The organism is Pedobacter sp. (genome assembly GCF_046462515.1).
Lineage (GTDB): Bacteria > Bacteroidota > Bacteroidia > Sphingobacteriales > Sphingobacteriaceae > Pedobacter.
The window spans coordinates 190,526-204,178 of sequence record NZ_JBKGVD010000006.1 but is presented as its reverse complement, the minus strand read 5'-3'; the positions used below and the strand labels follow the sequence as shown (position 1 = coordinate 204,178).

Annotated in this window: 7 protein-coding genes; all 7 read right to left on the bottom strand. The window is 34.8% G+C overall.

The features are described from left to right. Positions 1–9: 9 nt before the first annotated feature. The 7 genes from ACLHG9_RS06610 to ACLHG9_RS06580 all read right to left on the bottom strand — a co-directional run bounded on the left by ACLHG9_RS06610 (position 10) and on the right by ACLHG9_RS06580 (position 13,645). A complete protein-coding gene (locus ACLHG9_RS06610; RefSeq protein WP_410220705.1) occupies positions 10–732 on the bottom strand; it encodes an AAA family ATPase in 723 nt (240 codons plus the stop codon). A gap of 159 nt (positions 733–891) precedes the next feature. Next, positions 892–1,962 (bottom strand): hypothetical protein, encoded by a 1,071-nt coding sequence (locus tag ACLHG9_RS06605; protein WP_410220704.1) that lies wholly within the window; start codon positions 1,960–1,962, stop codon positions 892–894. A gap of 69 nt (positions 1,963–2,031) precedes the next feature. Further along, complete coding sequence (locus tag ACLHG9_RS06600; protein WP_410220703.1) at positions 2,032–4,854, bottom strand: hypothetical protein; 2,823 nt, start codon at positions 4,852–4,854, stop codon at positions 2,032–2,034. A gap of 71 nt (positions 4,855–4,925) precedes the next feature. Beyond that, positions 4,926–6,671 carry a hypothetical protein gene (locus tag ACLHG9_RS06595; protein ID WP_410220702.1) on the bottom strand — a complete coding sequence of 582 codons (1,746 nt, stop codon included), beginning with the start codon at positions 6,669–6,671 and terminating at the stop codon, positions 4,926–4,928. Positions 6,672–6,708: 37 nt separating this feature from the next. Next, positions 6,709–7,335: a hypothetical protein gene (locus ACLHG9_RS06590; protein ID WP_410220701.1), complete on the bottom strand. Its 627-nt coding sequence runs from the start codon at positions 7,333–7,335 to the stop codon at positions 6,709–6,711. Between the two features lie 3 nt (positions 7,336–7,338). Continuing rightward, on the bottom strand, positions 7,339–8,682 hold the full coding sequence (locus ACLHG9_RS06585) for a hypothetical protein (RefSeq protein WP_410220700.1): 1,344 nt from the start codon (positions 8,680–8,682) through the stop codon (positions 7,339–7,341). A 10-nt stretch (positions 8,683–8,692) separates the two neighbouring features. Next, positions 8,693–13,645 carry a hypothetical protein gene (locus tag ACLHG9_RS06580; RefSeq protein ID WP_410220699.1) on the bottom strand — a complete coding sequence of 1,651 codons (4,953 nt, stop codon included), beginning with the start codon at positions 13,643–13,645 and terminating at the stop codon, positions 8,693–8,695. Positions 13,646–13,653 lie beyond the last annotated feature (8 nt).

Here is a 13,653-nt window from a genome sequence, read left to right as displayed (position 1 = left end):
ACGATCTGTTCATACGGCTATACTATTTTCTTTTTGCTCCCATTCTTCAATCAATATAGATTTTACTGCGGTATAGATGTAATCTTTGGCTTCGGCAAAAGAAATGGCATATTTACGTTGGATCTGCTGTACATTTTCAGGAAAAGGAGCCAGTAACTTATCATAATATTTATCTAAAACCGTATCATTTGGCATTTCAAACTGAATGCGCAATTGAAATCTTCTCAATAAAGCCACATCAATAATTTCGGGATGATTGGTAGCACAGATCAGTAAAGCATTAGCTGGAAAATAATCGATCAGCTGAATAATGGTATTAACCAATCTTCGCATCTCTCCTACATCTTTATCTTCACTTCCTCTGGCCTTACCAATCTGATCAAATTCATCTAAAAATAAAACCGACTGTTCTTTTGCAGCCTTATCAAATACCTGTTTAATATTTTGCGATGTTTCGCCAATGCGAGAGCAGATTACGTTACTGAGGTTGAGCACCAATATTTTTTTACCCAGTTTATGGGCAATAGCCTTAGCGGTCATGGTTTTACCGCAGCCTGAGTTCCCTTCCAATAAAATCTTATTATCTACAGGTAATCCATAATGCGTAAGCTCATTTAAATATTTATATTCTTTGATCAGTTGCGCAATGCTCAGTTGATTTTCCTTATGCAGAAAAACATCCTCTAAGGCTACTGTTTCTTTGTCGTTGATGATCAGGTCTAAAACATTCATTCTTTTAGGTCTTTAAATGCAGCAAAAATATCTATAAATAAGTGCTATCCCAAAGATTTGATTTGCAGGTTATATGTGGCCGTTACAAAAAAGTTTGGGAAGTGATTTAAAATAAAGCCTCTTTACTGTAAAGAGGCTTTAATGATCCTATGATTTTCTCTAACTATTCTTTGTTACAGTTAGAATGGAATTCTGAACATTGAAGTTAAACTTAAGAATAGTAGGCAAGTAATCTTTATTGTAATTACCATTTGCACCAGCACTTACCGAAGTCTGATAATTGACAGGGCCTCCAACATTACCACCTCCTGTTACCGTTGGAATAAAAGAACCTGGTGCGCCATACATAACCATTTTTGCATCATAAGTTTTTAATCCATAGGCCCCATATAAAATTCTGCTAGAATTTGATCTTGCCCTCACTTCAAAAACAAAGTCTTTTATATTAGGATATTGATTAACAATCTTTAATATGTTGAACTGAAATCTCCATTTTAAAGAGCTACCGTTATTAATATAATCAGAAGCCAAAATAAGGGCGTCATTTGGTGCAACATTTGCCGGTATAAAATTATTACCCGTATACGCCAATACCTGACCATTATTGACATTCGCATTTGCAATTAAAGCTCCTACATTTAAAGCACTTACATCAAAAATATCGACTACCAATACAGCAGGATATTTTTTGGTTGTATTTAATATGGTTAAATTTTTAGTTCCAGACACATTGTAAACCGAGGCTGTAACTATTGCATTTTTATCTTCAAAGCTGGCTACATCGTTATAAGTCGTTAACACATTAGAATCAAATATACCTCCGGTATTGATGCTAAAAGTTGCTTTATCTGTAACCCTTACTACTTCCTGATTTCCAAAATGAAGATAAGCCTCATAAGTGGCAACATCTCCCTCGTTCACGCTAACCGGACCTTCAACTACTAACAAATCAGGTGTAACATTTGTATAAAAATCATACTTTCTAAGACCAGACCACCCTAAATTATTTAAAACCCGTACACCTATAAAATGCTTACCAGATGAAGCTTTTGAGGTAATCTGATCTGATTTCTCATCTATCAGCAGAACATCATCCAAATACCATTCATAAGCGAGAATTCCGTCTTGGTCTGAGGGATTATCAAATTCCAAGATGAAACTAAAAATATCTTCTGGCAGAAACCTGTTCCCGATGATGCTGAATGGAGGTCCTAAAAAACATGTTGACATTGCGTATTAATATTTAGTTAAACTGATGGATGTACATTAATCATTTTATTTTGAAAAACCCGGAGGCATTTATTTAACCCAAACAGTCCATTTAAGTTCCGAACCAAATTCAGGGCCGACATTCTCACCAAAAACAACACTTACACCTGCTATGGTTATATCAATATTAGCACCATTGATTTTAGCAGAACTTGTTAAAGGAGCTCCTTTTTCTCCATTAAATGCAGTACCATCACTATTTGCCGTAACAACTACCATTGTTGGGGTATAAATCAAGCCATGAGGGAATGAATAGGTAATATTACCATCGGCTGTAGCTGTAACCACCATCATCTTAGGTATATCGGAAGTTGTAGCTATTGTTTCTGATGCTGGTAAATTCAACCAGTTAGCTACTTGTACTGTTCTATTTAATCCAGTAGTTATGGTAGGCAAATCTGCACTTGTGTACATCCTTGTTGACAGATAATCGTCGGCAGCGTTATTGTATTTATCATTATTAATGGTAATTCTTTCAACAATGATATTAAGTTCAACATTACTATAAGTATCAGTAACTTCACCTATTTTTATGATTGGCGTAAATGCCTTACCAGAATTTTCTGCAATCTTACCAAATATTACATTCTTATTTTTAAAGTCTGTTAATAAATGTCCATATCCATCAATAATAGTCGCATTACCTAATGCCCATGTTCCGTTAGCGCCCCAATTGTAACCATCAAGTTTCATTTTAATGAATGAATAATCTGAACCTGTTGCCGACCAATGCTCTACTAAAAGATCAATAGAAAACATCAGGTCATATAGAGGTACTTTTAACATGATAGCACCAGTGATTACGTTAGAACCAATTGCTTCGTAGCCATATTGCATATTTTTAGGATATGTCAATATTGTCGCTTGGTCTGGAAATAGTGTTCCAGCGGTTCTTCTAGTATCAAAGGTTCTGGTCCCCTGACCTAATTTTACAGCTTTTGTAAATGTTTTTACACCAGTAATTGTTTCATCTCCGGTTTTATGCATTACATCTGCATCATTAGCTTTTACAGCTAAGGCACTTGAAACTGCTTGAGTGGTTGGATATTTAACATCATCAGGACTAGTTAGATTTATAGCCTTGTTGGATTTATCCTCTTTGCCACTTATATCTATAGGAGTAGGTATATCGGATGTTAAGGCAATCGTTCCATTTTTTCTTTGTAATTTTTGGTCATATATATCATCAGGGTCACCATCTCCTGGTTGAAATACTGCATCGGTAATTTTAACAGCCTCAATCTGAATTGATTCAAATACCTTATTGCCAGTAATATATTCATCTCCGGTTTTATGCACTACATTAGTATCGGTTGCTTTATCATTATTTAATTGTTCCAAAGCATCAGTTATATAATATCCAAAAATGCTGGATTGATTAAGTATCTGATCTGAAGTGTAATCTCCGACAGCAGCTACCACATTTCCTATCCTTCCAAACACAGAAGTAACAGTATCTGAGTTTGATATTTTCTCCCAACCTGTCCCGTTAGATAAAATCCAGTCGCCCACATTATAGCTAACACTATTGTAAACACCTGCAGTTTGGGTAATATAAAAATGTCCTTTATTTTGTGCAGAAGCTGTTGGAATTACCGGTGTATTTGTAGAAGCATTCCATTGCGACTGAAATTGCAAAGATCCTAAAATAGCATCAGGTAACTGTGAAACAGGTACTTTTCCAGTATTATCTAATGTAGCCAATCCTAATGCCTGTCCTTTTTGATTAAGTACTTCGTCCAGTTTAATTTTTACCAGTTTTGATGTAGCAATTGAAGTATCAGTTTCTGTTAAACCCGATGCCGATGCATCTACATCTAACATCCCTTGAGATCCATCTGCTTTTTTTGCGTATAACTGAGTTTTAGCAGTTGAAGTAGTTATTTTATCTAGTTTACCCGATATATTTGGAATTTGAGAAGTCAATGCTAAAGTACCATTATTTTCAGGTAATGCGATTACTGATACATTAGTATTATTCTCTCCTTGAACTAGTTTTTTTGAACCAGTAGGATTAGTAAATTCTAAAGCATCAGAGCTTAATTTTACTTTTATATTATTACTGAAAATTTCTAGTTTTCCTTGACCAAAAAACAGACTAGCATTGTTTATATTATCTAATATCTCTAAACTTTTTTCTGTTAATTCTGAAGAATTACCCGAATTATCATCAACAACTGAAAATGATCTACTACTTATTAAGCTAACTTTTTGATCAATATTACTACGCAAAATTATATCGTTAGCTGTTATATTAATTGAATTAGAAGCCCCATCGCTAATCTTTTGATTACCTGTGAAATCATTTCCTCCAACCAAATTAGCTTTATTCGTTAATTCATTACTTACAGCTTGTGTGGTAGGATAAGTAATATCATTTGGATCAGTCAAAGTAGTTGCTTTATGACTAATATCTTCTTTTCCAGAAAGATCTATTTCAGCTATTAAGTTTTTTAAATCTTTAAACGGAGTTACACCATCTGCTATTTTCATCTGTGCTGGTACAATCTTTCCATTTACCTCTTCTGTAGCAATAAGCATCATATGTACAGGCTGTCCGTTGGTACCAAATACCTCATCAGGGTCGAAATTAGCCAATGGTCTAATGATAAAAGGCCTTTTAGAGTTTCCTTCTTCAGGCAGCTCTTTCAGAAAATCCTGAACTACGAAATCTGAATCGTTAATGAGATCAGAAGTTCTTTTAGGTATTTCCTGTTCAAAATAATCACGCAGCTTTTTAATCAGCTCGCGCAGTTTTATTCCCTGTGTTTTGTTTTTGGTCGCCACATAGTCGCCTGAAGATTTTATGACTTCATCAATATACTCATCTAAAATTGGTGGAATTTGTGCCATATGAATTATTTTAAAGCTTTTAGTTATAGATTTTTTAGTTTGCCTGGTTTGGTTGGATTATTTTTGTCTGGTTACCATCTCCTTAAATAATTATCCTCTGTTGCCTCATAAGTATAAGTACCATCATCATATCTCTGCCCCTTATACATGACCTTACTATTTGAAGGGGTGATATTGGCTCTATTTGAAGACCAACTGGCTCCCGTAATTGCAGATATTACATCACTATCATAAACCCATCTTTCTGTTATTTTAACCGAATTGCTCAGATCACCATATTGGTTAGACATTAAGATGTAATTGCCATCAGATTTTAAGAGTTCGTTATTATAAAGTTTAACTATTCTATTTACAATGGAATTTTCCATTAATTTCAATTCTCCTCCATTGTTCCATACATCTCCATTTACAGGAGAAGTAACGTCTGTAGCAGAAGGCGTTAGATTTACCTGCGATTTAGCTGTTGTGTTGGCAGCCAATTTTAAGAAAGAACTCGCAACTCCTGCTATACCAATTCCTATACCTACTGTAAACTGCCATAAAGCCGTGATATTATTTACAATACCCTTTAAATAACCCCAGTTAGCAGGTGTAAGATACTTGTTTGTAGCTGTACCTGTTTGCGCTTCAGTATCGGTAGCTGCGAGCTGAGCAGCTCTTCTTGCTATTCTTATTGGTGTTGTATCATTATAGAAATAATACCAGTAATTAACATCAGCATAAAATTGCATCTGGTATGCGCCTGTTATAGCTGTTCCCGTATATACATCAGAGGCGTTCCAGTTTGCGGCAGTGGTTAATTGTGTAATAATGGTAGCATTGCTAATAACCGGTGGGGTTATCTCATAGAAACTTTCAATTTCTTTAGTAGCAGAAAGTGAAAGTATGCGGTTACCTGTAAGGCTATCTAAAGCAGGAGTTTGCTGAAATGTCTTTTTACCCGTAATACTTTCATTTAGGTTACCTGTTTTATGTAATACATCCGCATCATTGGCTTTTCCACTTATATCAACAGGTGTAGGGATATCCGTTTTAAGAGCAAGAGTACCTGAAGTACTAGGTAGTGTTAAATCAACACTTGATGTAAGAGCACTAGCAGATAATGAAGCTCTTTTACTATTATTTTCAAATTCTATTTTATCTTCATATATCAATAGTGATTTATTAGAAGCATTGTTAACGATAGATAATGAATCATTACTTAAACGAGAGCCAGCCACAGGATTTTCAGTAATTATACTCATACCATTTCCTGTTACATGAGTAACAAAACCATCTGAATCTATTGCTACAATTCCGTATCCATCCACTTGTAACCCAAGAGGCTCATCTTCTCTAGACCAATATTTTCTTTCTGAAATAGTTTGCTCAGTATCTAGTGTTACAAAATTACCAGCAGAAGATCCTATTAAATTCTTTAAGTCTTTAAAAGCCGTAACACCGTCACTGATTTTTAACTGGGTAACTGTTTCCTTGCCCGCAATCAATTCTGTTGCAACCAACATCATATGAAGCGGCTGTGTACCTGTTCCAAAAACCTCATCAGGATTATAGTTAGCCAAAGGCCTGATTATAAATGGTCTTTTAGACCCATTCTCTTCTGGCAAACCACTGAGCAATGGGTTGGTTACATAATTAGAATCATTAATTAGTTGCGATGTGTTTTTGGGAATCTCCTGCTCAAAATAATCTCTTAACCGTTTAACCAGCTCACGCAGTTTAATGCCCTGAGTTTTGTTAATTGCATCAATATAAGGCCCATATGATTTAATGATATCATCAATATATGCATCGGAAATTGGTGGAATTTGTGCCATATAAATTGTTTTTAAAGCTTTATTATGAAATAAGATTTTAATTGTTAATTAAATATTTTTCTATCTGATTTTTAATTAATTCTTTTATCCTATTCTCCTCTATATCAAATAGATGATTAAAATTACTTCCTCCAGCTACCAACATAGAAGGAATATCAGTTCTTTGTTTTGATAAAAAAGGATAGGTTAAACCTACTTTTAATCTTGGTTGTACAAAACTTAAAAAGTCGTCAAAATAATTACATTCTTCTGCCTCCAGAATACGTTTATAAACTTTTTTGTAAATGACTAAAAACTGGGTACCTCTAAATCTCAATACATCCAATAAATCCGGATTGTTCAATTCATAACCGTATCCTTCCCAAGAACCAGTAGCTATAATATCATACTCTTTTTCGTATCCTAGTTTTATATAATGCTTCAAACGTTCCATACTAAATGTTTTCGCTAGTATCAGATCATCTTCTCCAAAAAGTATATGACCTTTATTAAAGTTGGCTTGGATAAGCATTTTTATACTTTTAAATGCACTATCATATCCATTTACAGTTCGCTTACCTATATAAAACTTAATTTCTAACCCGCTCCCTTCTAAATGACGAATTAAATCCATTTGCCGCTTTTGTCCCTCATTTTCGTTTACACTGATTATATTAATTACCATATATTAAGGTCTTTCAAATAATGGAATGGCTATAGGTGTGTTTGTATTTAAATCTACTGACCATGCAAAATCCCTAGTTTCTCCTGTGTCTTCACTTCTTACAGCTATAAGTGAAAAATGTAAAGGAATATTGTTATTGTTCCATTGAAACGGAGGTTGATTCCAGTTACCCATAAAATACTTATCTATAACAGTTAAGATGTCGTCGGACTGGCTTCCATCAATTGTTAGAGATCGGAGATAATTACTATCCGGATAATCGCATTTGTTAAAGCCATATATATACCTAAGCTTAGAACCGCTAATATATAGTGTAGGCTGACAAATTTCACAGCCTATTATCTCAGAATCCCATAACTGCCCAATTACAAAATGATGTCCTACTTTGACTGTTGAATTTCTGGCTATCTGATTAGATATTATCATAAAACTAGTGCCATAGTAATAGTCTTTTGCTATGATTTCTATATTGCTATTTGAAGAAAGGTTTATAGCCTGTTTTATTATGCCATTATGCTTATATCTTAATGCTACACAATCTATTGAAAATAGACTATTTCTCTGCAGGTCTTTCCTAAAAAGAATTGTCCCTTTATTTGAGGCCAAGACTTCCTGTAATAAATTATCTGTTGTATAAATAATTTCGTGGTATGGGTAAAGTGTAGAATATGCAACTGGTTCCAAAGCGTTATTTGTAGCAGCTGTGACTATTAAAGGTTCAACATCTCCTGAATAAACATTACCGGTAAAATTTAAGCTGTTAATCTTGGTAACATTATCATATAAAAGCTCACACTCATTAAATCTGCTTTGAAAATCATTGATAATATACTTTTGCCCAGGAATCAATAAAGAATTATCTTTTAAGTTTCTTAATTGAGTATAGGTTAAAGAAATAGACGGTTGTAATCCATTTTCGCCAGATCCGCCACTACCAATTAGATTTTTTAAATCTTTAAAAGACGTCACACCATCACTGATTTTTAACTGGGTAACTGTTTCCTTACCAACAATGAGTTCTGTGGCAACCAACATAACATGAAGCGGCTGGTTACCTGTTCCAAAAACCTCATCAGGATTGTAGTTAGCTAGAGGCCTGATTATAAATGGTCTCTTAGACCCATTCTCTTCTGGCAAACCACTGATCAAGGAGCTGGTTACGTAATTAGAATCATTAACTAGCTGTGAGGTATTTTTAGGGATTTCCTGTTCAAAATAATCTCTTAACCGTTTAATCAGCTCACGGAACTTAATACCCTGGGTTTTGTTAATTGTATCAATATAAGGCCCGTATGATTTGATGATATCATCAATATATGCATCTGTAATTGGTGGTATTTGTGCCATGATTGTTTTATTAAATGGTTAATTCATTTTCTATAATGTTCATTCTTCCCGATAGATTCTCTACCTGTACCTTAAAACGGTGATAAATCCTGTCTCCATCTTCATCCGTAAAATTTAAAGGATCCGGTATTTCATAATCCATCTGTTGATTGGTTAGAGGTGGTAATACAGAATAAATATGCTCCCAGTTACCCTTAATATTTTGTTTATACAGATAATAACTACCTGTATCTGTAGTGGCATTCCATGAAATCTTGTTTTGTTGTTCATCATATACCAGCAAAGGCGCATCTGGGCTTCTTAAATCAATAAGCTGTACTTCAAATAATTCTGAAGGATAAGACAAGATTTCTTCATTTTCTCCTTCTTCATTGTTTATGATCCTTATTCCTGCCACCTTATAATACATTGTTTTACCTAATGGAATATCTTCAATATCTGAGAAGTCATCTGTAATTCCATGGCTTTCTTCCTGCAACTGGTCTATATCAATATCAAAGCTATATTCCATCTGCGTTACAGACACTGTACGATCTAATTTAGGTGTCCTATATATTCTTAGTTTGCTTATATGCTCAACTTTTGGTATTACGGCAACTTTTATTTGTACTTTTATATCATTATCAGATAATACAGTAGCAGGTATAAAAGTATATGACTGAATTACAGGCGGAAGAGCAGGCGTTGTTTGAAGAACCTCTACTGGTCCCAAGAAAGGGCTTAAAGGACCATAATTTAATAAATTATTAATTTCAACTCCTGCATAGAAATACAGATCCCTGTAAGAAGAATCCAACAGATAATCTGTAAACCTAATGTATATAGCATTAACATCGGTATCTTTTGTGTAATACCTTACCATTGGAAAAGGCTTAAATCTTGGATCGCCAGGATCCAATAGATTACCATCAACATCTCTTATAACAGGAATCTGATTTGAAGTTTGCAAACCTTCTTCAAGATACCTTAATATGGGCAGTTGTTCAGTTAAAGGCAGCAATGTGCTAAAAACAATTGCTTGCAACTTCGCCATCTTTTGTTCTGTTGTATCCCCCTCTTCAATCAAACCTAATTTATCAGGAGAAGGAAAACCATAGGGTTGAGGTTCGGCATCATATACCTTAAACTGCAGTGTAGCCTGATTCTCAAAATCAAGATTAACCATATCCAGATAACGTTGATTGTAATAGAGATCACTGCTTAAAGATGCCAGATCTGCTAAGATCGCATTAATAGTTTGCGGTTCATACAAAACAGATAAAACCTGCTGATGAGAAGTACGGTAAAACATAAAACCAAAAGGTTTCCGGGCGGCTCCCTGTTCAGGAGGGATGCGCATATCAAAAGTAAAGGCTGCCTTCTTAGTTTCATCTGGTCTTACTTTTAATCCTGCTGCTACAGGTGTATCGGGTTGTTTAGGTTCGTATATATTTCTGGCCAGCAATACGGCAGGTGTTGAAACCGAAGATGTGTAATTTAATGAAGTACAAACTGTTTGTACGGCCATTAAAGTACGTTTATCATTGTCATCTCCTTCAGGTAAAATATGCTGTGCATTAAATTTATAATCAGGTTCTGGCTCTGCAAACAAATAAGCCCTGTAGCCCGGATGATAATTTACCTGTATATAATCTGTTTCCGTTGCTGAAAACTTTATCGGATTTGTAGCATAACCGGCATCATATACATATAATTTTAACGGATCGCTTTGTTGTAAAATAAGTACCTGCAAGAGTTTCTTTTCTGTACCTTCATTCGTATCAATACGCACTACTCCGCCATACCATTCAACATGCGGTGTATGCAAGGATCCCGGCTCATTCTGATCTGGTTGCTGTGGATCATATGGAATATTAACCTGAGGATGATCAGGTAATACGGTCTGATCGAAAGTTATTTCATAATAACCATCAAATGGTTCATTAACATTAGCAACCTTAGTAATGATAGCATTTCCATGAATTCCGCCCACCCAAAATCTGCTGTTTCCACCTTCAGCACTCTCAACTTCTATAACCGGATTTTGTTCATCTGCATAACTTACCAACTGTATTTTTTCATGAAGTTTAAACCAGTTATTTTCATTTGCTAGATTTTCTACCAGCGAAAATCTACTGCCTATAACCGGTACAGTATATTCTTTATAAGCTCCATACATGTGCTCCTCCTCGTCTTCTTCTGTTCTGATGAGTTTATAAAGTTTTTCAATGGTAATTACAGGTAAATCATTGGCATCATTATATACACTAAGTACTTTAAACTGCCCTTCGTTAGTAGATAAAATACTTCCTGTAAATCTATTCAAATCAGTATTACTGATCGTAGGTTTCTTTAACTCTCCGGTAATAAGCTGATAACCTGAAGTATATAAAAGAAGTTGATCTTCAGTTCCTGAAACCGGTCTGATATCTGAGATTATTCCTACTACTTCCTTCTGTAAAGTTGGTTTAAAAAAGATACTGGTTTCATTTGCCCGTACTACATCCTGTAAAGTTTGAGGTGTAATATCTGGTATTGAACTTATATCAACTATATCCAGCCAGTTGAAAGTTATCCTTGTGAGTCCTATATCCTGCTCCGGAAAACGCAACGCTCTTTTTTGATACCATTCCTGCTCAATACCGGTAGTAAAAATAAGTTCATCTTCTTTTTGAATATACTGAACAGCTAAATCTGTAGGCGGTACCAGCTGATTATTTGGCGTGAAAACTGTTTCATCTGTATGTTCTTCATCACTTAGTACAGATGATCTTGAAAACCAGTTTACACCGTAAATTGCATAATAATGTACGCCCGGATTTCTTTCAAAATGAACAAACAAACTGTAAGGATCATCTGGAAGAACCGTAACTTCTGGTATGCCCGTAACAGGGAAATCATTGTCATAAGCATAATAAACTTTTCCAAAAGCAGGGTCTTCTGTAGAGGTAATTTCTGGTTTAACATAACCTGTATTATTTGATGACCTGTATTCTATACCGTAAAAGACAGGTTTCGGCGCAAGGCAAAAATTTTCATTATTAAATTGTTGCAGATCGGCAAAGAAATCATATTCTTTTAATTCGCTGTTAAAGAAATCTCTGCCTATATTAACTACCCTTATCTGATCTAATTTACCATAGCCGTACTCATCAAAAGGAGAAACAAAATCACTGGGTTGTGCGTACAGATTATAGTTTACAGGTCTCATTACCGGTTTATCAGGTAGCCTCTTATCCTGCTTTGAAACCGGTAAGCTCATGTAATTAAACTGGGTTACAACAGTAGATCCTAACGTTTTCTTATTCTGATATGAAATTCTGTATATATACTGCTGATCCGGAGCTATAGCACCTGGTGTATCTATATGTCCAAGCCCAAGCATTCTGGCCATGTGATAATCTAAGGCCTGTAAATTTAAAATGTCAAGCAGGCTTACCTCTTGTCCCTGTGCAGGATCTGTTCCATCTTCAAAAATGCGGTAATAAGCACGGGGATCTGTTTCACTTTTTGTTAAATAAAGCTGAACCAGTTCTTTAACATTCTGATCTATCTGTTCGGTATAAGCACCAGACCATTTATCTTTATAATTATCAACTTTTACTCTGGTACCATCATTGTACTGTGGCCACAAATTATCAATAGGGTATGAAGCATTCTCCAGGCGTTCAAAAACCTTTGTATCTGTCAAATCCAATGCAAAACCATTACCTATTTCCTGCCAGTCGCTAAATGACCTGCTATTATAGAAATCATGGTAAGTTTCAAAACTTAGCTTACGTATTTTAACATCAGCAGATTTTTTAATTTTTAATAAAGAAATATTATCTCCTGTAATTAATGCACTTGTTGTTCCTTGATTTACATTTTGCGTAAGTCTGATCTGATCTGCATTTTCATTTAACTCATTATGGGCTTCTGCTTTAAAAACCGATGTTCCGTTTGTAGTTTTACCCAATTCAAAATTAAAGCTGAAACCTGTTTTCCCTATAATTTCTACTTCTATAACAGCATCGTAGTTATTGATAAAATTAAAGCTATCTGTGTTAGGGCTTAGCGTTGTTGCCTGCTGATAATATTTTTGCTGATCGGTAAAATATAATCTTACCTGATTGCTGAAAATTTTACCATTAACAGTTTGGTTAATGGTATAAGTCCAGTATAATCTGGCAGAATTAACCACCGGTCTTATAGTTTCAAAATCTAAAGTAGCAATTACCGGATCCTGATATGGGGTTCTGTAAACTTTAATAAAATCATTGCTTTTATTAAAGCCATTTGAATTTGTATTTTGTACAAAATAATCGCCTTTTGGTAAATGATTTTCTGCCAGTGCCCCTGCTAAACTCCATCTTAAATGGAAGCCTTCTGCGATATTGTCAAAACCGTCAGATCCTGCAACCTGTAAAAATATTTCTTTTGAATTGTTATAATATCTTGAGGCCGGATCTGTACATGGATTTATGCCCAAGCTTTCAAGCAAATCTTGCAATTCTGCAAAGGCATCTAAAAATGGTTGTAATGATGCATCAATCAACGCTTTCTCATACTCACCCAATTCATCCCTACGCATGCAAAACTCTTTGAAAATATTCAATATAGTTTGGAATACAGCAACATAATCATCATATCCGCTGTCCATAAACCCTACCCAGAAATCTAACTCAAAAAAGTCCTGTTTGAAAAAATCTCCAGAAATATTGGAGTCTGAAAATCCTACCCAAAAATCCAGTTCATCAAAATCCAGTTCATCAAAATCTCCATCTATTCTTACTTCAGGAAACCCTTCTTCTCCATTTAATATTCCAAGTATGGTAATTACCCTAAGGTAAAGCTTGCGCAGAAAATCACTATCTAAAGAATTAATACGCTGCAAAACTTCAGGATAATCATTAAAATCTCCATTTCTTGCTGCTAACTGAATAGCTACCAGACAGTTCTTAATAGAACTATAATCTGAACAAAAGGCGTTATTATTAGGCATATAATTTA